The sequence below is a fragment of the Streptomyces sp. NPDC042346 genome (assembly GCF_055581845.1).
In genome coordinates this window covers 208,049-234,889 of record NZ_JBVJEH010000008.1, presented here as the reverse complement: position 1 = coordinate 234,889, position 26,841 = coordinate 208,049, and the positions used below count along the sequence as shown (strand labels likewise).

The 26,841-nt window shown below is 71.7% G+C and carries 17 protein-coding genes and 1 pseudogene; 15 read left to right on the top strand and 3 right to left on the bottom strand.

Translation table 11 applies throughout. The annotated features are described in order from the left end of the window. Window positions 1-20 precede the first annotated feature (20 nt). The 5 genes from ACZ6K0_RS29110 (at window position 21) to ACZ6K0_RS29090 (ending at window position 12,690) form a co-directional block, all read left to right on the top strand. The gene (locus tag ACZ6K0_RS29110; protein WP_469232835.1) at window positions 21-1,316 is read left to right on the top strand and encodes a DUF262 domain-containing protein; all 1,296 of its coding nucleotides are present in this window, start codon (window positions 21-23) and stop codon (window positions 1,314-1,316) included. Next, the gene (locus ACZ6K0_RS29105; protein ID WP_469232837.1) at window positions 1,313-2,503 is read left to right on the top strand and encodes an AAA family ATPase; all 1,191 of its coding nucleotides are present in this window, start codon (window positions 1,313-1,315) and stop codon (window positions 2,501-2,503) included. The genes ACZ6K0_RS29110 and ACZ6K0_RS29105 overlap by 4 nt, the downstream gene beginning before the upstream one ends. Window positions 2,504-2,566: 63 nt before the next feature. Beyond that, window positions 2,567-3,514, top strand: a complete 948-nt coding sequence (locus ACZ6K0_RS29100) for a hypothetical protein (protein WP_469232839.1) — start codon at window positions 2,567-2,569, stop codon at window positions 3,512-3,514. Between the two features lie 42 nt (window positions 3,515-3,556). Then, window positions 3,557-10,399: a DEAD/DEAH box helicase gene (locus ACZ6K0_RS29095; protein ID WP_469232841.1), complete on the top strand. Its 6,843-nt coding sequence runs from the start codon at window positions 3,557-3,559 to the stop codon at window positions 10,397-10,399. Further along, window positions 10,396-12,690, top strand: coding sequence for a UvrD-helicase domain-containing protein (locus tag ACZ6K0_RS29090; RefSeq protein WP_469232842.1), 2,295 nt, complete (start codon window positions 10,396-10,398; stop codon window positions 12,688-12,690). Before ACZ6K0_RS29095 ends, ACZ6K0_RS29090 begins: the two co-directional genes overlap by 4 nt. Window positions 12,691-13,147: 457 nt before the next feature. On the opposite strand, the gene ACZ6K0_RS29085 is transcribed toward ACZ6K0_RS29090, so the two are convergent. The 3 genes and pseudogenes from ACZ6K0_RS29085 to ACZ6K0_RS29075 form a co-directional block, all read right to left on the bottom strand. Next, a complete protein-coding gene (locus ACZ6K0_RS29085; protein WP_469232844.1) occupies window positions 13,148-14,710 on the bottom strand; it encodes a CBS domain-containing protein in 1,563 nt (520 codons plus the stop codon). Between the two features lie 231 nt (window positions 14,711-14,941). Then, a pseudogene (locus ACZ6K0_RS29080) lies at window positions 14,942-15,076 on the bottom strand (DNA-binding protein); the annotation flags it as partial. A gap of 375 nt (window positions 15,077-15,451) precedes the next feature. Next, window positions 15,452-16,510 carry an RNA polymerase subunit sigma-70 gene (locus ACZ6K0_RS29075; RefSeq protein ID WP_469232845.1) on the bottom strand — a complete coding sequence of 353 codons (1,059 nt, stop codon included), beginning with the start codon at window positions 16,508-16,510 and terminating at the stop codon, window positions 15,452-15,454. 195 nt (window positions 16,511-16,705) lie between these two features. Here ACZ6K0_RS29075 and ACZ6K0_RS29070 point away from each other — a divergent pair, with 195 nt between their 5' ends. From ACZ6K0_RS29070 to ACZ6K0_RS29025, 10 genes are all read left to right on the top strand, one after another. Next, complete coding sequence (locus tag ACZ6K0_RS29070; RefSeq protein ID WP_469232846.1) at window positions 16,706-18,160, top strand: MFS transporter; 1,455 nt, start codon at window positions 16,706-16,708, stop codon at window positions 18,158-18,160. A gap of 44 nt (window positions 18,161-18,204) precedes the next feature. Continuing rightward, window positions 18,205-18,711: a hypothetical protein gene (locus tag ACZ6K0_RS29065; RefSeq protein WP_469232848.1), complete on the top strand. Its 507-nt coding sequence runs from the start codon at window positions 18,205-18,207 to the stop codon at window positions 18,709-18,711. 199 nt (window positions 18,712-18,910) lie between these two features. Next, a complete protein-coding gene (locus tag ACZ6K0_RS29060; protein WP_469232850.1) occupies window positions 18,911-19,714 on the top strand; it encodes a putative protein N(5)-glutamine methyltransferase in 804 nt (267 codons plus the stop codon). A 23-nt stretch (window positions 19,715-19,737) separates the two neighbouring features. Further along, on the top strand, window positions 19,738-20,643 hold the full coding sequence (locus tag ACZ6K0_RS29055; protein WP_376401017.1) for a metallophosphoesterase family protein: 906 nt from the start codon (window positions 19,738-19,740) through the stop codon (window positions 20,641-20,643). Window positions 20,644-20,758: 115 nt separating this feature from the next. Then, on the top strand, window positions 20,759-21,691 hold the full coding sequence (locus ACZ6K0_RS29050; RefSeq protein ID WP_469232851.1) for a dihydrodipicolinate synthase family protein: 933 nt from the start codon (window positions 20,759-20,761) through the stop codon (window positions 21,689-21,691). A gap of 70 nt (window positions 21,692-21,761) precedes the next feature. Further along, window positions 21,762-22,766, top strand: coding sequence for a proline racemase family protein (locus ACZ6K0_RS29045; protein WP_376401011.1), 1,005 nt, complete (start codon window positions 21,762-21,764; stop codon window positions 22,764-22,766). Window positions 22,767-22,827: 61 nt separating this feature from the next. Beyond that, window positions 22,828-23,523, top strand: coding sequence for a GntR family transcriptional regulator (locus tag ACZ6K0_RS29040; protein WP_376401009.1), 696 nt, complete (start codon window positions 22,828-22,830; stop codon window positions 23,521-23,523). Between the two features lie 81 nt (window positions 23,524-23,604). Then, complete coding sequence (locus ACZ6K0_RS29035) at window positions 23,605-24,876, top strand: aminotransferase-like domain-containing protein (RefSeq protein WP_469232854.1); 1,272 nt, start codon at window positions 23,605-23,607, stop codon at window positions 24,874-24,876. A gap of 111 nt (window positions 24,877-24,987) precedes the next feature. Then, window positions 24,988-25,419: a cell division protein SepF gene (locus ACZ6K0_RS29030; protein WP_024758847.1), complete on the top strand. Its 432-nt coding sequence runs from the start codon at window positions 24,988-24,990 to the stop codon at window positions 25,417-25,419. 55 nt (window positions 25,420-25,474) lie between these two features. Beyond that, on the top strand, window positions 25,475-26,761 hold the full coding sequence (locus tag ACZ6K0_RS29025) for an AAA family ATPase (RefSeq protein ID WP_469232855.1): 1,287 nt from the start codon (window positions 25,475-25,477) through the stop codon (window positions 26,759-26,761). Window positions 26,762-26,841 lie beyond the last annotated feature (80 nt).

The window sequence follows — 26,841 nt, the reverse complement described above, 5'->3', positions numbered from 1 at the left end:
GACGGAGGGCGACAGGCGGCATGGCGGAAGCCGAGGGCGACGGGCACGGCCGGGGCGCCGAAGGGAGCCGATCGTCGGACCCCCGGGGCTACGCCGTGGCCGAGGACGTCGACCAGCCGGACTCGCTCCTCCTGCCACTGGGCTCGCCGCTCGAAATCGGCTCCGACGGCCGTCCGACCGGTGTCGAGCTGGAACTCCCCGCCGACGAGGAGGACAAGGAGCAGGGCGAGTACCGGGACGTGGACGGGATCTCTGCCCCGTTCCGGCCGGAGGACATCAGGATCCAGACCGAGACGACCACGCCGGAACTGCTGCTGTCCCGTCTGGAGCAGGGCATGCTCGACCTGGCGCCGGACTTCCAGCGTCGCTCCGGCATCTGGAGCGACCGCGCGCAGAGTCGGCTGATCGAGTCGCTGCTCCTCCGCATCCCGATCTCCAACTTCCACATGGCGTACGGCGACGAGGACACATGGGCCGTCGTGGACGGCGTCCAGCGGCTCACCGCCATCGCCCGGTTCATGAAGCCCGAGCTCACCGACCTGGGACCGTTGACCCTCCGGGGCGTGGACTACCTCTGGCAGCTCGACGGCAGTACCTACCAGGACCTCAGCGGACGGATGAAGCTGCGCCTGCGGGAGACCCAGCTCACCGTCCACATCATGCAGCAGGGCACCCCGGAGGCGGTCAAGTACAACGTCTTCTCCCGGATCAACACCGGCGGTGTGCCGCTGAAGCCGCAGGAGCTGCGGCACGCGCTGGTGAGCGGGCCGGTCCGGACCTTCCTCGCCGACCTGGCCGAGGACCCGGCCTTCGGCGAGGCCACCCGGTGGAGCGTGTCCGACGAACGGATGGCCGACCGGGAGATGGTGCTGCGCTTCCTCGCCTTCCGTCTGACCAACCCGGCCGCGCACACCGAGAAGGACTTCGACAAGTTCCTCATCGACTCCATGTACCAGATCAACACCATCGGCGAGGAGCGGCGGGCGCAGCTGGCGCGGGAGTTCCGGATGGCGATGCGGTGCGCGCGGGATCTGTTCGGTGAGCACGCCTTCCGCAAGTGGCGAGGCGGAAAGCGCAGCTCTCCCGCCGTCAACAAGGCCCTCTTCGAGACGATCTCCGTCCATCTTGCGCTTCTTGATGATCACGAGCGGAGACGGCTGGTAGCGTCGCGGACGAAGGTGCACGACCGCTTCTTCGAGCTCATGGACGACTGGGACTTCGACCGGTCGATCTCCGTGGGCACCGGGGACCCGGCGAAGATCCGCACCCGATTCCAGGAAGTGGCACGACTGTTCCGAGGGGTGGCCGAACAGTGATCGACCGATTGACGCTGCACAATTACAAGGCGTTCCAGCACGCGGAGATCCCCCTCGGCCCGCTGACCCTCCTCACCGGCCTCAACTCGTCCGGCAAGAGCAGCGTCCTCCAGTCCCTCGCACTGCTCCGCCAGTCGTACGAGTCCGGTGATCTGGCGTTCTCCTCGCTTCTGCCGCAAGCACGTCAGGCCGGGCTCCGCACGAGCGTCGCCAACCAGGGCTTCCTGCTCAACGGCGAACTCGTCGGCCTGGGAACCGGAGAGGACGTCCTCCACGAGGACTTCACGGAGGAGGAACCCCGGATCAGCCTCGCTGTGGACGAGGGGCCCTATCACTACGGGTGGACCACCGAGTACGAGGCCGAGCAGAACCTTCTGCCCCTGCTCGACGTCGACCTTCCCGACATCTCCGAGGGCGGACGGGAGCGGCCGACCGGGCCGGCGGCCGTGATCCCGGCGTTCTTCACCGCCCCCTTCCAGTACCTGCACGCCGACCGGATCTCGCCCGCCGAGTTCTACCCGCGCGACCACCAGGTGGCCATCGGCCGGGGCTTCCTCGGCGTACATGGCGAGCACACGGTCAACTTCCTGCGCCACCACCGCGAGGACACGGTTCCCGCCGGCCCGCTGCGCCACCCGAAAGCCGCGTCCGATGATCTGATCGACCAGACCGCTGCCTGGATGGGCGACCTGTGCCCGGGTGTGGACATCCAGGCCGACGCGATCAAGGGCGCGGACGTCGTGAGCCTCTCGTACGGATTTCGAGGCACTGCCGGAGCCACCAAACGCCGCCGTCCCAGCAACGTCGGCTTCGGCCTCACGTACGTCCTGCCCATCGTCGTGGCCTGCCTGAGCGCCCGCCCCGGTTCTCTGATCCTGCTGGAGAACCCGGAGGCGCACCTGCACCCTCAGGGCCAGACGCAGATGGCCACGCTCGCCGCCTCGGCCGCGGCGCAGGGCGCCCAGGTGATCATGGAGACGCACAGCGACCACGTCATCAACGGGGTGCGCCTCGCCGTCAAGCAGGGGCGGCTCGCGCCTGGTCAGGCGGTGTTCCACTACTTCCGGGGCGACGGCACCGGTGTGAACTTCGTCAGTCCCCGCGTCGACGAGGACGGCATGCTCGACCAGTGGCCCTCGGGCTTCTTCGACGAGCTGGAGAACACGCTCGACCAGCTCATCGGCTGATCACCGGCCGACCCCGCCGGGGAGGGCGGGGCACGGCGCACACATCGTCGCGGAGGGGGATACGTGCCGCAGCTGTTCCTGAACGAGAAGTCCTGTGAGACGACGGCCGACCCGGAACGGGTCAACCACGCCATGACCGACATGGTCCGGGCGGTGCTGGCCGTGGCGAGGGAGGACAGGGCGGGGACCCTGCTCGTCTCCCGGTTACCGATCAACGCCTGGAATCTGGCCCAGGGCCACGCGATCCAGAAGTGGATCGGCTCGCCGGGCACCCACGACCTCTGGAAGCGGCTGGCCATCCTCCAGTCCAAGTGGCCCCTCCGGGAGGCCTTCCCCGAGGGGGAGACCTACTCCGACGTCGAGTACCGGCACGACGGGGACGCCGTAGAAGGACTCGGGGCGGCGCACCTCACCGGGGGTCTCGGTATCTCGCTGCCGGTGGAGCCCCGCTGGGACGCCGACCGGTTCACGCTCGTCCGGGAGGAACTGCTCGACGGCGAGGGCGAGGACGGTGATTTCGCGCGCACCGAGGTCGAGGTGGGGCACGCCGCCCGACGGGAGCACGTCGCCACCCACCTTGCGTGGATCCAGCGAGGCGCGAACACCGCTCGTCAGGAGACCGTCAAGAGCCTGCGGTCCGGCACGGAGCTGTGGGAGCGGTGTCCGGAGCTCTTTCCCCTGCTCCAGTTCACGTCCCTCGCCGAGCAGCATTTCGCCGAACTGCCCGAGGCATGGGTACGGCCGGTGGGCGAGCGGCTCGGGGAACTCCAGGACGCGGTCAGCGACTGGGACCCTGAGCAGCAGCCCATCGCGCCCCAGTGGCGCTCCTACGTCCGCACCGAGTTCGAGACGCGCCGGAAACTGTGCTGGTTCCCCGACACCGACGGCGAGAACCAGCTCTTCGACTGGCACTGCGACTTCCTGCCCAAGCCGGGCCGGATGCACTTCCGCCTGGTCCATGAGGAGCGCACCCTGCGCATCGCGTACGTGGGGCGGAAGCTGGGCGTGTGAGCCGGAGCCGACTCCGCCCCAGCGCCCCGTTACCGTAGGGCGGTGACCGGGCGCCCTCGGCCCACCAGCACCATCCGCACCAAGGAGGAACCGCGCGTGCGTCCCACCCTCGCCGCCGACCAGGTACGGGCCAGTCTGAGCCAGTACCTCGCGACGACGTACGCGCTGGCCGACGAGTCCACCCGCCGCGCCCTGGAGGGCTTCCTCGGCGACGCCGAGGACGGCATCTTCCGCGGCCCCTACCTCCGAGTCCGCACGCCGTTCAGGACCGCCGCGGGCGAGGACTGGAAGCGGCACCTGGCCTGGCACCCCGACCTCACCCCGTACCGCCACCAGGAGCGCGCCTGGGAGCGGCTGTCCACCCTGCACGGCCCGGCGCGGCCCACGCTCGTCACCACCGGAACCGGATCGGGCAAGACCGAGTCGTTCCTGGTCCCGGTCCTCGACCACTGCCTCCGGGAGCGCGAGGCCGGCCGGGAGGGCGTCAAGGCGATCCTGCTCTACCCCATGAACGCCCTCGCCACCGACCAGGCCCACCGGATCGGCAAGCGCCTCGACGATCCGAAGGACACCCGGCTGCGTGACGCCGGCGTGCGGGCCGCGCTCTACATCGGCGACAAGCCGTCCCAGGAGTTCAAGCAGGCCAACCCCGCGATCGCCGTCGACCGGGACGAGATCCGCCGCACCAGGCCCGACATCCTGATCACCAACTACAAGATGCTCGACCTGCTCCTCCAGCGGCCCGAGGACCAGCGGCTGTGGCAGGACTCCCCGCTCGCGTACGTCGTGCTCGACGAGTTCCACACCTACGACGGCGCCCAGGGCACGGACGTCGCCATGCTGCTGCGCCGCCTCGGATCGGTCACCGGCCTGGCCGAACCCGGCCGGCCCCTGGGACCGGTCTGCCCCGTCGCCACCTCCGCCACCCTCGGCGAGAGCGGTCCCGACGACAGCGGTTCCGCGGCGGCCAGGCGGGGCGAGGCCGGGCGGCCCGGCATGCTGGAGGTCGCCGAGCAGGTCTTCGGCGTGCCGTTCCCGCCCGACGCGGTCGTCGGCGAGGACCGGCGCTCCACGACGGACTTCACCGGCGAGAGCGACTTCTCCCTGCCGTTCCCCTCGCCCCAGGAGGTCGACGCCCTCGGCGACCCCACCCGCGACCCGGGCGTCATGGACGCCCTCATCGCGGCCTTCACCGGCCTGAGCGGACCCACACCCGAGGAACTCGGAGCCGTCCTGCGCCGGCACCGGCTCACCTCCGCCGTCCTGGAGATCCTCGACGGCACCCCCAGAACCCTCGCCGAGATCACCGAGGTGCTGCCCCGCTACGCCTACCACTGGGGCATGGCCGTACAGCAGCGGCCGGGCCTCGCCGCCCGCGCACTCGCCCGCTACCTCGCCCTCCTGTCGTACGCCCGCGACCCGGAGCACCCCGGGCGGCCCCTGCTGTCCGTCGAGATCCACCACTGGGTCCGCTCGGTCTCCCGTGTGCTGCGCGGCATCGGCGCCGCCCGCGCCGAGTTCCGCTGGGACGACGAACGGGTGACCTCCGGCGGCGCGCTGGCCCGCGCGGGCCGGACCACCGGTGCCACCCCGTCGCCGTACGACGGGGAGGGCCCGTCCGTGCCGCTCGACGCCGCCGGGCCGGCTCCCGCCCCGGCCGACGACAGCGCGCCGCCGCCGGCCCAGGTCTTCCTGCCCGCCGTGTTCTGCCGCGAATGCGGACGCTCCGGCTGGGCCGCGTACTCGCCGGAGGTCGACCCCGCCCACCTCGACCTGAACGCCACGAAGATCCGCCGGGCCTCCGTCGGCCGCGACAAGCGCCGGGTGCGCAACATGATCGCCGCGACCCCCCGGGAGGTGCACGAGGCCGCCTTCGCCGCCGGCCCGGACCGCCGGCGCGGCGGACCCGCCGTGATGGTCCTGGAAGGCATGGGAGGACGGCTCCGGCCGCTGGCACCCGAGACCGACTTCACCGCCGCCGAGGACGGCGAGGGAACGAGCAGGCCCAAGCCCCTGCACAACGCCGCCTTCGTCCACGCCGACCTCGACGGTGACCGGGCGGCCGAACGCGACCAGTGCCCGGCCTGCCGCACCTTCAACTCCATCCGCTACCTCGGCACCGGCCTCGCCGCACTCGCCGCTGCCGCCGTCACTCAGCTCTTCACCGGCGGCGAACTGGACAAGAACCTGGGAGAGGACAAGACCCTCCTCTTCAACGACTCCGTCCAGGACGCCGCCCACCGCGCCGGATACGTCGCCAGCCGCTCGTACACCTTCTCCCTGCGCGCCCTGCTCGCCAGCCGCATCGGCGAGGACGAACCGGTCACCCTGAACGACCTCGCCGCCGACCTCATCGCGGACGTCGTCGACAGCAAGGCCGTGCAGGCCGCCGTCATCCCGCCGGACCTCCACCTCGTCCGGGGTGTGGACACACTGCTCTCCGGACGCAGTCGCGGGTCCCGCGCCACCTGGGAACTGATCGCGCAGCGGCTGGCCTTCGCCACCGTCATGGAGTTCGGCCTCCGCTCCCGGCAGGGCCGCACCCTGGAACTCACCCGCACCGTCGCCGCCGACGTGCCCCTCCAGGACCCGGACGCCGTGGCCGACCTCGTACGGGAGATCCTCCTCACCACCCCCGGAGAGATCGCGCTGCCCGACGGCTCGGCGCCCGGACCCGACCGGTACACCGGCTTCGTCCGTGGGCTGTTGGAGCGGATGCGGATCCGCGGAGCCGTCCGGCACGCCTGGCTGGACCCCTGGCTGGACCAGGGCGGCGTGCGCCGGTGGGCCATCTGGGGCGGGCGGGAGACCGGGATGCCGGCCTTCCCTCGCGGGGTCTCCGCCCCCGCCTTCCTGCTCGGCACCCCCAAACAGGGCAGCGAGGACTTCGACGTCCTCACCGGTCGACTCGGCTGGTACCAGGACTGGGCCGTACGCTCCCTCGGACTGCGCCCCGAGGCGGCCGGCGTCTTCCTGACCCGGCTGCTGCCCGCGCTCGCCGACACGGGCGTCGTCTCCGCACGCACGGCACTCGACGGCGCCACCCGCGTCTACGGACTCCAGCCCGGCCACATCCAGGTCCGCGCCCTCGCCGACGACACGCTGCCCGACGCCACCGCGCACTGCCCCCGGTGCTTCTGGGAACAGACCATCCACCCCGACCTCGCCGACCAGTGGCACGGGCAGCCGTGCCCCCGCTACCGGTGCGGCGGCACCCTCGGCACCGGACGCGACCTCGACAGCGGACTGCGGCAGCGGGACTTCACGGACGACTTCTACCGCCGTATGTACCGCGAGGCCGGCGTCTTCACCATCAACACCGCCGAGCACACCGGAACCCTCAGCCGCGCCAAACGGGAGGCGGTGGAGAAGGCGTTCCGCGAGGGCACCCGCGTCCACTACGCCAACCCGCAGGTGCTGTCCTGCACCCCCACCCTCGAACTCGGCATCGACATCGGCGACCTGTCGGCCGTCGTCCTCGCCTCGCTGCCGAAGGGACCGGCCAACTACATCCAGCGGGTGGGCCGTGCGGGGCGCTCCACCGGCAACGCCTACCTGCTCACCATGGTCGACCGCGGCCCCCGCGACCGCTACTACCTCGAAGAACCCCGGCTCATGATCGCCGGAGAGGTCCTGCCCCCCGGCTGCTACCTGTCCGCCGCCGAGATCCTGCGCCGCCAGTACCTGGCCCACCTCCTCGACCTCGCCGGCGCCGGACGGCTGACCGCTCCCGACGGGACGCCCCTGCGGCCCCTGCCCGGACGCGCCACCGAACTCTTCGGTGCCTCGGCGTGGCAGGCCGAGTTCGCCGAAGCCGCGCTCGCCGCCGGCGCACGGCTCGTGCAGGGTTTCCTGGACCTGTTCCCTCCCTACGACGAGAGCCGAGGCACCGGAGTCAGCCCCCAGGCCCGCGCCGCCCTCGTCACCTACGCGACCGACCCCGGCGAGGACGGACTGGGCGCCGCCCTCGACACCGCGTGCAGACGCTGGGAGGACCGCCGCGCCGAACTCCAGCGCCGGACCGAGGCCATCGACCGGGCCCACGGGCTGCTCGTCGCCGGCGACCCCGACCACGAGCGGCAGGGACGTGAGCTGCGGGCCGAGCGCCGGGACGTGGCGCGCGTGTCCCGGGAGATCAGCCGCACCACCGCCCACGGGGCCCTGGTCGACCTCGGCCTGCTGCCGAACTACAGCCTGATCGACTCGACCACCGAGCTGGAGGCCACGCTCACCTGGACGGAGAAGGCCGCCGACGAGGCCCGCACCAACCACAGCAAGACCCTGCGCCACAGCCGCCCCGCCCGCCTCGCCCTCTCCGAGTTCGCCCCGGGCAACCACTACTACGTCCAGGGATACAAGCACCGCGTCACCGGCCTCGACATCGGCAGCCCCGGACGCCCGGCCTGGCTCTGGTGGCGCGTCTGCCCCGACTGCGGCCACGTCCGCACCCACCGCGCCGAACAGGACGCCTCCCCGTGCCCCCGCTGCCGGTCCGCGGCCATCGGCGACATCGGCTGCCTGCACAAGGTCCTCGTACCGCGCCGCGTCACCTCCCGCGACGAACGCGACGACGTCCGCGTACGCGACGACAGTGACGAGCGCGAGAGACGGCACTACACCGTCGTCCCGGCCGTCGACATCGACGCGCACGACATCGAACAGGCCTGGAAGCACGAACACGCCACCTTCGGATGGGAGTTCACCCGCCAGGCGCGGATCCGGCACATCAACGTCGGAGCCACCCGGGTCGACGGCGGCACCGACTCGACTTTCGCCGGGCAGGAGGTCCGCCTCAACCCGTTCTGGGTCTGCGACGCGTGCGGCTTCGCCGACCCGGACGGCGGCCCCGCCGCCCACGACGCCTCCGACGCGACGGCCCATGCCCGGTACCACCGGCCCTGGTGCCCCCGGCGACGAGCAGCAGCCGACGTCGCACGGCGAGGAGAACGGGTGCTGCTCGCCCACGAGCTGCGCACCGACGCCCTGCGCATCCTCATCCCCGCCGTCACCGCCCACACCAAGGAACGGCTCGCGTCCTTCAAGGCGCTGCTGCTGGCCGGAATCGCCCGCAGCTACGGCGGCGACCCCGACCACCTGGCGGTCGTCACCGACTCCATGCCCGAGGAAGGTGGCGAGAGCCCGCTCCGCCGCCACTTCCTCGTCCTGTACGACACGCTGCCCGGTGGCACCGGATACCTGCACCGCCTCGCCGGCCGCGACGGTCTGCGGGGCGTCCTGGAGGACGCACGGCAGGTGATCGAGACCTGTGTGTGCGCGGGCCAGGGGCGGCCCGCCTGCCATCGCTGTCTGCTCCGCCACGTCACCGACGGCGAGTACGAGCTCGTGAGCCGCGAGCACGCCCTCGACATGCTCGGCGAGCTGTTCGGCCGCACGGCGGACCGCTGGAGCACCGAACCGGTCGCCACCACCCGGGACATCACCCTCGTGCACCAGGTGGAGAGCGAACTGGAGGCCCTCTTCCGGCGCGGGCTGCTGGAATGGGCCGACCGCGTGGACGACGTCAGCGTCCGCACCGCGCTCACCGCCGACGGCACCAGGGACACCAGCCTGCGCTTCACCGCGCCCGACGGGACCGTCCGCGGCTGGGAGATGGAGACCCAGACCCCGCTCGGTTTCACCCGGCCGGACGTGGTCTTCCGTAGCAATGACGACGACCGCAGGGTGGCCGTCTACCTCGACGGCTACCGCTACCACGCGAGCCCCGTTCACCTCACCGCCGAGGAGGACGCCGCGAAGCGCACCCGGCTGCGCGCCGACGGGTGGCAGGTCTTCCAGCTCACCTGGGACGACGTACAGGCCTGGACGGGACGTTCCGGCCCGCAGGCCGACCCGGTGTGGAAGCCGTACCCGAACACCGCGCAGAAGACCGCCATGGACGTGCACCGGCGCATGCACGCGGGCGACACCCGAGACCTGACACGCCTGGTGTGGGCCAACCCGGTCGAGACGCTGATCGGATACCTCACCGACCCCGACCCGGAGGCCTGGCGGCGCCGTGTCCAGAGCGCCCTCGCCGGCTTCGCTGCCGTCTCGGCGACCAGCCGGGCGCTGGCCGACGGCGCGGAGACCGGGCGCAGGATCAGCGAGGCGCTGCACGGGCGACGGCTGGCAGGAGGGCAGGGAGCGGTCCAGGTCATGGCGACCCGGGACGCCTCGGGCTGCCCGCTCACCATCGCGCTCGATCTGCGCAGGGGGCAGAGCGGAGCGGTCTGGACGGCTCTGACCGTCCTCGACGACAGCCCCGACACGGTCGCGTCCGACGAGACCGCCCATCGCAGGCGCTGGCAGGCGTGGCTCTACTGGAGCAACCTGATCCAGTTCCTCGACGCGGGGGAGGGGGACGGGGTCCAGCTCACGACCGGCATGCTGCCCGGATTCGACCCGGCCGAACTGGCGGTCACCGGCGGAGCCGGATGGCTCACCTCCCAGCGGCGCGCGCACACGCCGGCACCGGAGGCCCCCGGGCCGTCGGTGGACCGACAGGGGCCTGCGGCCGCCGCGCTCGTCCGTGATCCCGGCTGGGATGAGGTCATCGAGTTCCTCGTTGAGGATCCGGGGCTCGACGCGCTCGCCGGCGCGCTCGCCGACCGGGGCGTTCCCGCTCCCGAGGCCGGCTACGAGCTCGGAGTGGCCGCCTGGCCCGCCGAACTCGCCTGGCCCGCCCGGCGCGTGGGCGTCGTCCTCGCCCACCGCCCGGACCCGGGGAGCAGCCGGGACATCGATGCGGAACAACGGGACGCGGCCTACCGCGACGCGGGCTGGCAGGTTCGCACCGCGACGGAATGGGACGCCGACGAACTCGCCACGCTGGCGCGAGGCGACGCGGACGGAACCACGAACGACCACGGGGAGAACGAGCGATGACGGTCACCAGCACGCCGCGGACAGGCGTGACCCTGCGCCTGCTCGACAAGGCGGACAAGGAGATCGTCAAGCTGGACCGCGCGGTCCTCGGGGCGTTCTACAAGTTCCAGCACGACTTCCGCCGTAATCCCGACGCCGGCGGGTTCCACCTCAAGCAGCTGGAGGGCCACGACCGCCTCTGGTCGGCGCGCGTCAACCGGGAGTGGCGGGCGCTGATGATCCGCCTCGGCGGTGACGACTGGCTGCTCGTCTCGGTCAAGCACCGCGGGCATGTCCACAAGAACCTGGACCGGTTCAACTACGGCATCAACCACATCACCGGCGCCATCGAGTACGTCGACCTCCAGGTCGTCGAGGAGAGCCTGCTGCGCCGCGGCCTCACACCGCCCGCCGAGCCCGCGCCCGTGTCGGCGCCGCCCTCCGCTCCCGCCCTCGAACCGGTCGGATCGCAGCCGCCGGAGGAGCCGCTCTTCGGCGCCTACACCGACCGGCAGCTCGCGGACCTCGGTGTCACCGAGCCCCTCATCCCCATCGTCCGGAAGCTCACCACGGACGACGAACTGCTCGGCCTCGCCGAGTACGCGCCCCGCCACACCGGGGAGGTCCTCCTCCGGCTGCGTGACGGCGTCCCGTACGAAGAGGTGATGGAGCAGGTGACCGCGCCCGTCGCGGTGGCCGAGCCCGAGCGGAACCTCGACGCCGACGACTGGCAGGCGGCCGTCGACCGCTCCCAGACCGTGGTGATCACCGATGACGAATCCCTGCAGAGCATCCTGGAGGAGGGCGACTTCGGCCGCTGGAAGATCTTCCTCCACCCCACCCAGGAGAAACTGGTCCGACGGCGGTACTCCGGCCCCGCCCGGGTCGGCGGCGGGCCGGGAACCGGCAAGACGATCGTCGCCCTCCACCGCGTCTGCCACCTGGTGGGCCAACTTCCCCCCGGCCACACCAAGCCCGTCCTCCTCACCACCTTCAACCGGAACCTCGCCGCGGACCTGCGGGCCCGGCTGCTCTCCCTCGGCGGCCCCGACGTCCTGGCGCGCGTCGACATCGCCCACGTCGACCAGCTCGCCACTCGCATCGTCAGCGAGGCCGACCCGGGTAACGCGAAGCGGCGGATCGACGACACGTCGGCCCTCCGCGAGTGGCGGGAACTGCTGGTGGAGACCGGGGAGACCCGCTGGAACGCCGAGTTCCTCAGCGACGAGTGGAACCAGGTCATCCTCGGCCAGGCCGTGTCCACCCGGAGCGACTACTTCCAGACCCGCCGCGCGGGGCGGGGCCGCAGCGTCACCCGCGCCGAACGGGCCGGCATCTGGCAGCTGGCCGAGCGCTTCACCCAGCGGCTCGAGACCAAGGGCCTGGAGACCCACCGGCAGGTCGCCGAGCGGGCCGCGCGCCTGGAGATGGCCCGCAAGGCCCGCATCGACCGTCGCGCCGAGGAGCGCGAGGAGCGGGGCGGCCTGCACAACCTCCACGTCGAGGCCGGCTCCGGTGCCTGGCTGCGCTACCGGTACCGGCACATCGTGGTCGACGAAGCACAGGACCTCAGCGCCGCCCACTGGAAGATGCTGCGCGCCATGGTGCCGTCCGAGCCCGACGACCTCTTCCTCGTCGGCGACACCCACCAGCGGATCTACGACAACCAGGTCACCCTCGGCAGCCTCGGCGTCCACATCCGCGGCAGGTCCTCCCGGCTGACCCTCAGCTACCGCACGACCCGGGAGATCCTCCGCGACGCCATCCGGGTCCTGGGCGACGCCGACTACGACGACCTCGACGGTGACACCGACACTCTCGCCGGCTACCGCTCGGTCCTCCACGGCACGGAACCCTCGCTCCGCGGCGCACGGAGCTGGGACGAGGAGATGGACCTCGTCGTCGAGCAGTTGCGGGCCTGGCACGACGTGCCCCGGGAGGCCATGGCGATCTGCGTTCCGACCAACGACATGGTCACCCAGCTCGCCGACCGCCTCGCCCGAAGCGGGATCACACCTTCGGAGATCACCCAGGACGGGCCGCGGGGCGACCAGGGCGTCCACATCGGCACCATGTACCGCTTCAAGGGACTGGAGTACCGCTGCCTGATCATCGCCGGAGCGGCCGAGGGGCTTGTACCCCGGGCCTCTGTCGACGCGTGGGAGCACACGGATCCGAGCCGCCACCGGCGAGAACTGCACCGCGCCCGGTCGCTGCTCTTCGTCGCGGCGACCCGCGCCCGGGACGCGCTCGCCATCACCTGGCACGGCGAGCCGAGTCGCTTCCTCGCACCTCTTCTCCCACCGAGGTGAGCGGAAGCCCCACTTCCCTGCTTCAGGGGTTGGGCAGGGCGGCGGCGTCGAAGCGGCGCATCAGGGACGGCTGACCGCGGTGGTTCGCGCACGGGGCGCCGCCCGGTCCTCGAAGGCACCGCTGGTTCCCTCGCGGGAGTGGATCTCGCGCAGGCCGGTGAGCAGGGCGATCGCGATGGCGTCTGGGTCGGCCTTCTTCTCTACGATCGCCGGTCGACGTCCTGCTGTGCCGCTCGACGTGCTGCGCGAGCTCGCCACCGAGTCGAAGAGGGGCCCTGACGGCAGGCCACCGGTCCCCACTACGCGGCGCCGGCCGTGACCCCCGGGTGTGAGATGACTCGGTGCGGGCCACCGACGCGGATTCCGGTAAGTACCCCGCCGCCACTCGCCTGACGAGGAGCAGACTGACGGCCCCACGCGTTCACCGTGGGGCCGCCCGAGCCTGCCGGGAAAGGCGTCAGACGGCTGGGTCGTGATCCACGAGCTTCAGGAGCTTGAGCAACCCGCCCGTAGCGGCCAGAGCCGCGGCATCCTCAGCAGGCGCGTCCACCGCCCAGTGGGCAAGGTCGTTGCGGTAGTCCCGCACGGTGGCCAGCCGCCGACTGATGTCCTGCTGCTCGAAGGGCCACCGCAGCTTGTTCCAGCAGTGGGCGTCCTCCACCAGGAAGACGTACTGGCCGAGGCTGAGATGCTGACCGCGCTCCATCGTCCTGCGGATCTCCCTCGGCAGCTCGTCGGTGGAAAAGTGCCTGATCAGGCGGCGCAGCCGCCGTTCCAGCTCCTCCAAGAGAATGAACGGCTCGATGCGCTGCTTCAGCTGCCCTGCGAGGTCGGTCGAGGTCAGAATCCCGATCACCGCGTTCTCGCCATCCACGATGATTGTGAAGCCACTCTGCTGGATGCGGTCCATCCGGTCGAAAAGAGCATGTTCCACCCGAGCGGTCTCGGGATGCGGATCCAGGGCGTTGGCCACCGTGGCAGTCCTGCCGCCCAGCTGCGTCCTTGCGATTCCCTCCCAGGTGATGACCCCACGCAGCACGTTGTTGTGGTCCACGACCGGAAGCTGGGAGAAGTCGCTCTCGATCATCGGGGTGATCGCCTGGCTCAGCGCATCGCCCATCCGGACCGTCACAACCTCCCGAACGAACGGAAGGTTGCCGATCCGCCAGGTCAGGTCACGGTCACGCGGGCCATCGGCTTTCGAATGCGCCTCCTGCTCGTCCCCTCGGACCTGATCATGGAGGCCTTCGCCAAGGCCGGTGGACCCTGCCGCGGACACGGTGACGAGGCCGTCCAACTGCACGTCGTTGAAGTGAGGATCCACCCGGAGGCCGAGCTCCGCGAGGTTCTGGTCCACCAAGTCGATGACGTCGGAGGTTCGCCGCTTCCACCCCCACAAGCCGATCAGGTCACGGGCGGTCAACTGCCTGGTGCCGCTGTCCCGGACATCGCTCACCAAGTCCTCCGGGCTGTTGGGCGGCTCGCCGTCACCCACGTAGCCCGGGTCCGTACCCGTCTCTGCAAGAGCCTGCACGCGTACTGCGGCGTCGCGCCGACGCAACTCGCTGACCGTGAGGAATGCCCCCATGCTGTCCCGCAGATCACCCCGAATGGCAGCTCGTTCCAGGACCGGGCGGACCCAGTCCATTCTCCGCACGTGTCGGAAGCCCGGCGGCGCCGCGGCCCGGTATTCGTACGGTCCGGTCAGCAGGCCCAAGGCCACGACTGACAGATGCTTGCGCGGCATGACGACGTAGTCGCCGATCTCCATCGCGATGAAGCGCCAGAGCTGGCGCTTCCAGTTGTCGATGGTGCCAACCGACTCCCCCGGGTACGCCTTGGCCAGCAAATCACCGATGTCGTCGGATGAAGAGCAGTCGCTGAGGTCGCCGAGCTCCTCCCAGCCCACGATCGCCAGTCCCTCGGAGAGCGCGGCCTGCTCCCGTTCCCCTGACTGTCCGCCCCGTACCGTCCAGGCCCGCACCATGCCCGCCCCCTCGTCAACCATCCAGATGCGCACCCGAGTGTTCCGGGTCAGCGGACTCGGTACAAGCGAGATCACAGTCCAGACGTCCCCACATGAGCCTTACCGAGAGGCTTCCAAGCCGGCCGGGGCATCGCCGACGGGCGATGCCCCCAGGGGAGTTCGACACACGAGGCGCACTGCGAGATTCCGCGAGGGACGCGGGCTCCGTACGTGTGTCCCGCTCCGAGCCCTCATCGGCACTTTGGCCGGACGGCTACAGCCGCATTAGACCTTGGTGACGATGACGCTACCGCCACAGAGGGTGACGAGGTCCTCTGAGGTGGAGGTGAGGATAGTGACCGGCCCTGGGGCGGCCAGGGCCGTGGCGGCGAGCATGACGTCGATGGTGTGCCTGGGGCCGGCGGCCGGTCTGGGAGACCTCAGCGGATGCTGCGGCGTGCGTCGAGAGTCGCCCGTAGCGCCCGTAATGCACATTGACCTTGAGTCCGATTTGCGTCGCGTGAGTCTCTGACCTGCGATTTTCTTCCATGTGTTTTCCGTTGACCTGTTCCCGATGACGCACCACGTGGAGTGCGTGGCGATCCTGGAGCCGGTGAAGAAGGACGCATGCCTGCGGTTTTACGGGTGCGCGGTATGTGCGGCGGGGAGGTGTCGCCACCGCGTCCCGGTCTTCCGGTGGGCAAGCACGTGAAGCTCCTGGCAGACATGGGTGATCCTGGTCGAGGACCCGTCTGCCAGGAGCTTCGTCGTTGCGCTGGGGGAGAGGCGTCGTGCTCAGGAGGGCGTCGTGCCGGTCGTGGGCTTTCGGGGGCGGTCGTCGGGGAGGGAGTGGGGGAGGCCGAAGGCCGGGTAGACGCTGGTGTCGCGGAACCAGGTGATCGCGGTGATCGCGTCCCGGTCCATGGTGAGCACGATGAGTCCGTAGGGGCGGACGATCGCCGCGGGCGGAGTCGGCAGGTAGCAGGCGAGCGCGGGCTGGCCGTTGGCGCGTACGGGAATGGCGCGCAGCGGCACCCCACGGGCCTGCTCGCGGTCGGCGAGGAAGGCGCGGATCGACTCGCGGCCGTGGTACTGCTGCGGCTCGGGCGGCATCGTCAGCCAGGCGTCCTCGGAGAGCAGGGCGACCACGGCGTCGGTGTCGCCGGCCTCCAGGGCGGTGGCGAACAGGCCGGCCAGTTCCCGCTCGCGGGCCGAGCCCGTGCCAGGCTGCCGTCCGGGCTCGGCTCGGTGCTCGCGCAGCACGGCCCGGCCGCGTTGAAGCATGCCCTTGACCGCGGTGGCGCCGGCGCCGAGGATCCCGGCGGCCTCTGCGACAGAGAAGCCGAGGGCGTCACAGATGACGACGGCGGCGCGCTGCCGTGGTGTCAGGTGCTGGAGCGCGGTGACGAAGGCCAGGCCGACCGACTCGCGCAGCTCGTAGCGCGCTTCGGGGCTCGGCCGCCGGTCCGGGAAGGCGTCGAGCACGTCGTCCAGGAGGTGGTCGGGGTAGGGCTGGAGCCAGACCGGCTCGCCGAACCGGGTCGGTTCGGGCAGTGCGGACGCGGTGGTCACGGCGGCCGGTCGGGGGCGGCGGGAGGTGGCGCGCAGGGCGTTGAGGCTGCGGTTGGTGGCGATCCGGTACAGCCAGCCGCGCACGGACGAGCGTCCCTCGAAGCCGGCCAGGCCGAGCCAGGCGGCCAGGAGGGTTTCCTGCACCAGGTCCTCGGCGTCGGAAACCGAGCCGGTGATGCGGTAGCAGTGCAGCTGGAGTTCCCTGCGGTACGGCTCGGTGAGGCGGCGGAACGCCTCGGCGTCGCCCGCGAGCGCCAGTTGCAGGTCGGGGTCGGTCGTCATGCTCGGCTCCTCGGTTCTGCGGCTCGATCGGGTGCGTTCTTCCGCCGCCGTCTGTTACGACACCGCGCGGGACCGGATCGGAACGCGGCCCGGGACCGGATCGGAACGCGTCCGGGGGGCGGATCGGAACGCGGCCCCGGACCGGACGGATCTCGGGTCGCGTTCCGATCCGTACGCCGCTGGTGTCAGTACCGGATGACAGCACATCCCCGACCGGAAGGTCTCCGCATGTCGCCCGACAACGCGAGCCCCGCCTGGGTGCTCCGGCTCACCGCCGGAGCCGCCCTGCTGGTGGGTCTCGACGCCACCGTGGTGTCCACCGCGCTCCCCGTGCTCCGCACCGATCTCCATGCCTCCTCGGAGGAGCTGGAGTGGATGGTGAACGCGTACGTCCTCTCCTTCGCGGTCCTGCTGATGACCGCCGCCGCGCTGGGGGAACGCTTCGGCCGCAGACGGCTGTTCACCCTCGGCCTCGGCCTGTTCGGCGCCGCCTCCGTGGCGTGCGCGCTCGCACCGGGAGCCGGCTCGCTGATCGCCGCGCGGGCCGTGCAGGGTGCCGGTGCCGCGGCGGTGATGCCCCTGGCCCTCACCCTGCTCACCGCGGCGGTGGGACCGGCCGGCAGGGCCCGTGCCCTGGGGTCGTTCACGGCCGTCGTCGGCGTCTCCGTCCCCGCCGGGCCCCTGCTCGGCGGCGCTGTGTGCGAGGGACTCTCGTGGCGCTGGATCTTCTGGATCAACGTGCCCGCCGTGGCGGTCCTCGCCGTACTGATCCTCCGTCACATCCCGGCCACGCGCGGGCCGGCCGTCCGGCTCGACCTTCCCGGGCTCGGCCTGTCCGCGGCCGGCGTGTTCACGCTGGTCTGGGCACTGATCCAGGGCAACGCGCTCGGCTGGACCTCCGCCCGGACACTCGGCGCCCTCGCCCTCGGCGCGCTGCTCCTCGCCGGCTTCGTCCGCTGGGAGGCACGCACCGCACACCCCATGCTGCCCCTCGGCCTGTTCCGCTCCCGGTCCTTCACCGCGGGCAACGTGGCGATCTTCCTGCTCTGGGCCTCCACCTTCGGCTCCGTCTACTTCATGGCCCAGTACCTCCAGACCGCGCTCGACGCCGATCCCCTGGAGGCCGGGCTCCGCCTGGCCCCGTGGGGCGCCATGACCGCGGTGGTGCCACGACTCGCCGGCATCCTGGTGGCCCGGTACGGGGAGCGGCCGGTCCTGGGTCTCGGCATGGTCCTGCACGGTGCGGCCATGCTGCAGATCGCCGCCGCGGCCCGGCCGGGACTCCCGTACGGTCAGCTCGTTCCCGCCCTGGTCCTGTCCGGGACCGGGGTGGCGCTGGCCATCCCCGCGACACAGAGCGCCGTCATGGGCGGCGTCGCGCCTCAGCACCTCGGCAGGGCGTCCGGCGCCTTCAGCTCCCTGCGCCAGCTGGGCGGGGCGTTCGGCGTGGCCCTGCTCGTCGCGGCCTTCACCGCCTCCGGCGGATACGACTCCGCCCGCAGCTTCACCGACGGCTTCTCCGCCGCCCTCGCCGTCAGCGCGGCCATGGCCGGCCTCGCCGCCGCCACCGCCCTCGTCATCCCCGGCCGGGCCCGCACGCGGCCCGTACCGGACGAGACGATCCCCGCCCCCACCACCACACGTGTCTGACCTCCCGTATCCCCCCCGTATCCCCACCAGGAATGGACGAACTGATGGACACCGCACAGCTGCGAGACGCCTACCGCACCCTGCTCGACGCCGCCGCGGCCGTGGCCGACTCGCCCGCCCCCCTCGACCCGCCGCCCGGCGAATGGAACGCGGACCAGATCCTGGCGCACGTCTCCCTCGTCACCGCCACCACCCTTGCCACCGTCTCCGCGGTCACCGCCGGAGCGAACACCACCTACGACAACCGCATCGCGCAGGACACCTGGACCATCGAGCGCGTCATCCGGCTCACCGGCGGCGGCTCGGGCCTCCGGGACCGTATCCACGTCCAGGCGGACGCCCTGTGCACCCTCGCCGGGGCGACGCTGAGCAAGCCCGAACTCGACACCCAGGTCCCCACGCTGCTCCTCTCCCACGACACCGCCCTCGTCGATCAACCCGTACGGCTCATGGACCTGATCTCCGGCCTCACCGAAGGGGAACTGCCCGGCCACACCCGACAAATCCTGGCCCTGCTGCCGACAGACACCCAGGACGAACCCGCACGCTGACGTCCTGCCGCGGCCGGTCGTCACTGCCGTGACACCCGGGCTTCGGGATGCCCAGGCCGAGGACCTGGGCATTCCTCACGGGCCCCGCGTCGCCTTCGGCAACTGGTCTGACCCAAGGGTGAGATGAGTCCGTCGGATAGTGTGGAGGCCTTTGCTCGATCACCTCCGTGATCTCTGCTGTTTCTTTCGAAAGGCCTTCATGTCCATTCCTTCGCTGGACCACTCCGCAGGCGAATCCGCGGTCGTCTCCCGCCTCCGTGCCGCGGGGTGCGTCTTCGCCGAGGACGAGGCGCGGATGATCATGTCCGCGGCCGGTGACGCCGCGGAGCTCGAGGCGATGGTCGAGCGTCGCATCGTCGGTCTGCCGCTGGAGCACGTCGTCGGCTACGCCGAATTCTGCGGCCTGCGGATCGAGGTCGACGCCGAGGTCTTCGTGCCCCGGAGGCGTACGGAGGCGCTCGTCCGGCAGGCGGCGGAGCTCGCTCCGGAGCGTGCGGTCGTCGTCGACCTGTGCTGCGGCTCCGGCGCGCTGGGGGTCGCGCTCGCCGCCGCCCTGGGCGAGGCCGAGCTGTACGCCGCGGACGTCGACCCGGCGGCCGTCCGGTGCGCCCGGCGCAATGTCACTCCGGCCGGGGGCGAGGTCTTCGAGGGCGACCTCTTCGCGGCGCTGCCCGCCGGGCTGAAGGGCCGCGTGGACGTCCTGCTGTCCAACGTCCCGTACGTCCCCACGGTGGAGATCGAGCTGCTGCCGGCCGAGGCCCGCGACCACGAGGCGCGCGTGGCGCTCGACGGGGGCGCGGACGGTCTCGAGGTCCTGCGGCGCGTCGTCGCCGAGGCGGCGGAGTGGCTGGCTCCGGGGGGCGTCCTGCTGTTCGAGACGAGCGAGCGGCAGGCCGACGAGGCCGTGGCCGCGGTCACGCGGGCCGGCCTGCTCGCACGGGTCGCCACCGACGACGACCTGGACGCCACCGTGATCATCGCGAGCCTGCCCGACACCGCCTGAGCGACAAGGGAAAGAGGTCATTCATGGAGAGCAACCCTTCTCCTCGTACTCCTCACGATGCTCGTACTCCTCGTACCCCCCGTGCTCCTCGCGAGCCGCAGCTTCTCGCCATCAGCGACCTGCACGTCGCCCACGAGGAGAACAAGCGGATCGTCGAAGAGCTCCGTCCGTCGTCGGACGGCGACTGGCTGATCGTGGCCGGTGACGTCGGGGAGCTGAGCGAGGACATCACCTGGGCGCTGCGGACGCTCAGCGAGAGGTTCGCCCGAGTGATCTGGAGCCCCGGCAACCACGAGCTGTGGACGCCGAAGGAGGACCCGGTCCAGCTGCGGGGCGTCGAGCGGTACGAGTACCTGGTGGACGTCTGCCGCGGCCTGGGCGTGCTCACCCCGGAGGATCCGTACGCGCTGTGGGAGGGCGACGGCGGCCCGGTCCGTATCGCGCCCCTCTTCCTCCTGTACGACTACACCTTCCGCACGCCGACGGCCGCGAACAAGGAGGAGTCGCTGGAGCAGGCCTACGAGGCGGGGGTGGTGTGCACCGACGAGTTCTTCCTGCACCCCGACCCGTACGCGGGCCGCGAGGACTGGTGCGCGGCGCGGGTGGCCCTCACCGAGCGGCGCCTCGCGGAGTGCGACCCCGACGTCCCGCTCGTCCTGGTCAACCACTGGCCCCTGCTCCGCGAACCCACCCGGATCCTGCGCTACCCGGAGTTCGCCCAGTGGTGCGGGACGGAACGCACGGCGGACTGGCACCGCCGGTTCAACACCGCCGTGGCCGTCTACGGGCACCTCCACATCCCCCGGACCACCGTGCACGACGGCGTGCGCTTCGAGGAGGTGTCGGTCGGCTACCCGAGGGAGTGGAAGCGTCCGGGCCACCCCCGGAACGTGCCGCGCCCGGTCCTCGTGCCGCAGAGTGCCCCCTGAACACCTGCTGAACACCCCCTTCCCTTCCCGTCAGCCGCCACAGTCACCCGATTCACCCTCTTGTGGCCCTACCGGAGATAGATAAAATGTCACACACCATATAAGGGAGTCCCTCATGGCCCACGAGCATGCCCCGGCACAGCCTGCCCAGAGCGGGCACCGTGCCCACCCCTGGCACGGCATCATGGTCGCCACCGCCCTCCCGCTGCGCGACGACCGGTCCGTCGACTACGACGCGTACGCCGAGCACGTGGCCTGGCTGATCGCCAACGGCTGCGACGGGGTCGTCCCGAACGGTTCCCTCGGTGAGTACCAGACCCTGACCGACGACGAGCGCGCCCAGGTCGTCCGTACCGCGGTCGAAGCCGCGGGTGACGGGGCGCGGGTCATGCCCGGGGTCTCCGCGTACGGGAGCGCCGAGGCGCGCCGCTGGACCGAGCAGGCCGCCGAGGCGGGGGCCGGTTCGGTGCTGCTCCTGCCGCCGAATGCCTACCGGGCCGACGAGCGGGCCGTACGCGCCCACTACGCCGAGGTCGCCGCCGTCGGCCTGCCCGTCGTCGCGTACAACAACCCGCTCGACACCAAGGTCGACCTCACGCCCGACGTGCTGGCGCGCCTGCACGGCGACGGCAGCATCGTCGCCGTCAAGGAGTTCAGCGGTGACGTCCGCAGGGCGTACGAGATCGCCGAACTCGCCCCGGAGCTCGACCTCCTGATCGGCGCCGACGACGTCCTCCTGGAGCTGGCCCTCGCCGGCGCGGTCGGCTGGGTCGCCGGATATCCGAACGCCCTGCCCCGCAGCTGCGCCACGCTCTACCGGGCCGCCGTCGCCGGTGATCTCGGCGTCGCGCTCCCTCTCTACAAGGCCCTCCACCCGCTCCTGCGCTGGGACTCCAAGGTCGAGTTCGTCCAGGCGATCAAGCTCTCCATGGACCTCGCCGGACGCCACGGGGGAGCCACCCGCCCGCCCCGCCCGCCGCTGACGCCCGAGCAGGACGCCGTCGTGCGCGCCGCGACCGAGAAGGCGCTCGCCGAGGGACACGCGTGAGCGCGTAGCGGGAGCCTCCGTCGGCTCCGTAGCAGGAACCTCCATCCGTCCGTACGTCTGAAGGGGACCCATGCGTACGCGTCATGTCTTCCATGCCGTCGACTCGCACACCGAGGGCATGCCCACGCGTGTGATCACCGGTGGTGTCGGGGTCATTCCCGGTGCCACGATGGCCGAGCGCCGGCTGCACTTCATCGAGCACCTGGACCATCTCCGTACGCTCCTGATGTTCGAGCCGCGCGGGCATGCGGCGATGAGCGGTGCGATTCTTCAGCCGCCCACCCGGCCCGACGCGGATTACGGCGTGCTGTACATCGAGGTGTCCGGGCTGCTTCCGATGTGCGGTCACGGCACCATCGGTGTCGCGACCGTGCTCGTCGAGACGGGGATGGTGCCGGTCGTCGAGCCCGTCACCACCGTCCGCCTCGACACGCCTGCCGGGCTCGTCAGCGTCGACGTCCGCGTCGAGGACGGGCGGGCGTGTTCCGTCACCTTCACCAACGTTCCCGCGTTCTCCGTCGCGCTCGACCTCAAGACGGAGGTGCCGGGGCTCGGCACCGTCACGTACGACCTCGCCTACGGCGGCAACTTCTACGCGTTCGTCGAACTCGACTCCCTGGGCCTGCCGTTCGACCGCGACCACAAGGAGGAGCTGCTCGCGGCCGGACTCGCCGTCATGGACTCGATCAACGCGGGCCCCGACCGGCCCGTCCACCCCCTCGACCCGGCCTTCGCCGGCGTGAAGCACGTCTACCTGGAGGCGCCCGGCTCGGACGCCACCCGCTCGCGGCACGCCATGGCCATCCACCCGGGCTGGTTCGACCGCTCCCCGTGCGGCACCGGCACCTCGGCGCGCATGGCCCAGCTGCACGCCCGCGGCGAGCTCCCGCTCGACACCGACTTCGTCAACGAATCCTTCATCGGTACGGAGTTCACCGGCCGGCTCGTCGGCGAGACGGAGGTCGGCGGCCTGCCCGCCGTCGTCCCGACCGTCACCGGCCGCGCCTGGATCACCGGCACCGCGCAGTACTTCCTCGACCCCGACGATCCCTTCCCCGCCGGGTTCCTCCTCTGAGACGCGCCAGAGAAACGTGACATTGTACGATGCTCCTCCGTGACTTCTCGGAGGACGCACGATGGGTGACCTGAAACAGTACGGCCTCGTGAGAGCGCACGAGCGGCTCCGCGACCAGGTCGGGCACGCCCTCCGGGCCGCCCTGATCGCCGGCGAACTCCGCCCGGGGCAGGTCTACTCGGCCCCCGGACTCGCCGCCGACCTCGGCGTCTCCGCGACACCGGTCCGTGAGGCGATGCTCGACCTGGCCCGGGAGGGCCTGGTCGAGCCCGTGCGCAACAAGGGCTTCCGCATCACCGAGGTCAGCGAACGGGACCTCGACCAGTTCACCGAACTGCGGACCCTCATCGAGGTCCCCACCATCGGCCACGTCACCCGGAAGGCCACCCCGGAGCAGCTGGAGGAACTCCGGCCGGTCGCCCAGGAGATCGTGTCCCGCGCCAGGGAACACGACCTCATCGGCTACCTGGAGGCCGACCGCCGCTTCCATCTCGCGCTGCTCGCGCTCTCCGGCAACGAGCGCCTGGTCGAGACCGTGGGCGAGCTGCGCAAGCGCTCCCGCCTCTACGGCCTGACCGGCCTGGACGAGGCGGGGAAGCTGGTCTCCTCCGCCGAGGAACACCTCGAACTCCTCGACCTGATGGTCGCCGGTGACGCGGGCGGCGCCGAGGACTGCATGCGCCGACACCTCGGCCATGTGCGCTCCCTCTGGGCCGACGCCCGCGACGAACCGGTCGGGCGGGCAGCGGTCTCGTAGGCGCCGGAAGCCTCAACTCGGTTGATTCTTCCGGGATTCCGTACACCTGGACAGGGCGCGGGCCGTCTATATGCTGACGCCATGCTTTCCGCCGCCTCGACGCCCGCGAACGCCTCCTCGGCCTCGGCTTCGGCCCCGTCTTCCGCCTCGGCCTCGTCCGCGTCCGCGTCCGCCTCCGTCCCCGCTCCCGGCACCGCCGCGCGGCTGTCCAGCGTCGCGTCGTCGCCGGTACGGGAGATCCTGGCGCTCACCGCGCGCCCCGAGGTGATCTCCTTCGCGGGAGGACTGCCCGCCCCCGAGCTGTTCGACGTCGCGGGGATCCGAGCGGCGTACGACCGTGTCCTGGCCGAAAACCCGCAGCGGGCGCTCCAGTACTCGACCACCGAGGGCGACCCGGAACTGCGCACCGCGATCGCCGGCCGGCTCGCCGCGCGCGACCTGCCCACGGACCCGGACGACCTGCTGATCACCACGGGCTCGCAGCAGGCCCTCACGCTCCTCACCACGGCCCTCGTCGAACCGGGCGATGTGGTGCTCGTCGAGGACCCCTGTTACCTCGCGGCCCTCCAGACCTTCGCCTTCGCCGGTGCCCGCGTCGTCCCCGTGCCCACCGACGACCAGGGCGTCATCCCCGCCGCGCTGGAGGAGATCGCGGCGCGCGAGAAGGCCACCCTCCTCTATCTCGTCCCCACCTTCCAGAACCCCACGGGCCGCACGCTCCCGGCCGAGCGCCGTGCCGCCGTCGCCGGCGCCGCCGCGCGGCACGGGTTCTGGATCGTCGAGGACGATCCGTACGGCGAACTCCGCTACGACGGCGAGCGCGTTCCCTGGATCGCCGCCGACCCCGCGGCCGCCGACCGGACCGTCCTCCTCGGCTCCTTCTCCAAGGTGATGGCACCCGGGCTCCGGCTCGGCTACCTGCGCGCTCCGGCCGGGCTGCGCCGCGCGTGCGTGATCACGAAGCAGGCCGCCGACCTGCACACCTCCTCCATCGACCAGGCCGCGGCCGCGCGCTATCTGCGCGACAGCGACCTCGACGCGCACGTCGCGGGGGTGCGGGCCGCGTACCAGGAGCGCAGGGACGCCATGCTCGAAGGCCTGCCTGCCGCGCTGCCCGAGGGCAGCCGCTGGAACCGGCCCGAAGGCGGCATGTTCATCTGGGTCACCCTCCCCGAGGGCCACGACGCGACGGCACTCCTCAAGACCGCCGTCGGCCACGAGGTGGCGTACGTTCCCGGGGCGCCGTTCTTCTGCGGGGAGCCGGACCCGCGCGCGATGCGGCTGTCGTTCACCACGCACTCGGCCGAGGAGATCAGGGAAGGCCTGCGCAGACTGGCCAAGACCTTCGCCTGAGGCCGCGGCTGACGGGTCGAGGGGCCGGTCGTCGGCCCCTTCCGCTCGCCGTCCCGCCATGACCTCGTGTCGTTGTTGGGCCGAACGGGTGAGGAGCGGGAGGATGGGCCCATGAGTAGGTACGAGAGGTACGACGTCACCGACGAGCAGTGGGAGGGCCTCGCCCAGGTCGTGCCCCTGCGCGGCCGTGACGAATGGCCGTCCAGGGTCGACCACCGCACGATCCCCGAGCAGTACGAGTCCGCAGAGCAGCGCCGCATGATCGTGCTGCGGGTCCAGGTGTTCGCCGACGCCCGTGAGGTCGCCGAGTACCTCATCGCCCAGATCCCGGTGCTCCTCGATCTGACGAGCGCCGACACCGATGTCGCCAAGCGCATCCTCGACTTCAGCAGCGGCGTCGTCTTCGGCCTCGGCAGCGGGATGCACCGCGTCGACCGGAACGTTTTCCTCCTTGCCCCGGCCGGTACGGAGGTCGAGGGTGCGGAGGGCGAGGACGGGGAGGAGGTCGTGGGCGGCCGGACCGCCGGTGTCCCCCGTTCGTAGGAAGGTCATCTGGACGTAACGGTTCGTCAGAGAGCGGGCTGCGTACGGTCCGGGCATGGACCTCACCGGCGGCAGCACGCTCGCCCGCACCCCACGCGCCCACCCCTCCGACGCGCTTCCCTCCGGCGCCCTTGCCGGGCGATCGGGGGTCGTTCCTTCGGGGGCTGTTCCTTCCGGAGCTGTTCCTTCGGGGGGCGTTCCCAGGGGCGGGGGCGGGCGGGGCGTCGCCCGGCCGGTCGTCACCGAGCTGCGCCTGTCCGCGTTCGCCGGGCACCGCGGTGCCGTCCACGCGCTCGGGCCCGTCACCCTCTTCGCCGGGCCCAGCGGAAGCGGCAAGTCCACCACGCTCCGGGCGTACGAGGCCCTGGCCCGGCTCGGCGCCGGCGACTCCCTCGACGAGGTGTTCCCCGACGCGGCCGACTGCGTTCCCGAGCGCGCCCGGCCCGACGCCCAGGGCCGACGCGGCTTCCGGATCGGGTGCACGGTCGACGGGCCGGCCGGCCCGGTCCACCTCGACCTCGCCGTCCAGGCCGAGCCCCGGCTCCGGATCGTCGGCGAGCGGCTCACCGGACGGGGCCGCACCCTCCTCGCCACCGCGCTGCGCGACCCGGGCCGCAGCACCGTCCAGGCCGAGTGGCACACGGCCGGCGCCACCCCCGTCACGCGGGCACCCCTCCCCGACGACCTGCTCGGTACGGCCCTGCTGCCGCTGCGGGTCGCGGGCAAGACCCCCGGACAGCTGGAGGTCCTGGCCGCCGCCGAGCAACTGGTCATCGGGCTGCGATCCGCCTTCCCCTGCGACCCCCGGCCCGAGGGGATGCGGGCTCCCGTCCTCCCCGGCGAAGGGCGGCTGCGGCGCGACTGCGCCAACCTCGCCGAGGTCCTGCACCGCACCCACACGGACTGCCCGCGCAGACACCACCGCCTCGCGGCCGTGGCGGGCGCCGGCTGCGCGGGGCCCGTCACGGGGCTCGGCGTGCAGCAGCTCCGGGACGGCACCGTCCGCGCCGTCCTCGAACGGGGCGGTCGGCCCGCGACGCCGCTCGGCCGCCTCGGCGACGGTGAACTGCGCTACCTCGCGCTGGCGCTCACCCTGCTCACGGGCCCCGGCGTGCTCGCGATGGACCGGATTGCCGAGGTGCCCGACGCCATGCAGAGCCTGACCCTGCTCGCCGACGGCCTGGACCGGGGGCTCGACGGGCGCCAGGTGCGCGAACTGCTCGGCCTCGCCGTGGGCATCGCCGCCGACGGGCACATCCGGGTCGCGGGGGCGGTCGGGGAGCAAGGGGCGGGGGAGGCGCATCGGGTGCCCGGGGTGACGGTGGTAGACCTGGGCGTATGACGGAGAACGAGACGGCGGGCGGCGAGATGTCGGGCGGCGAGACGGTGGGCGGCGAGACGGTGGGTGAGGGCGTGGCGGGC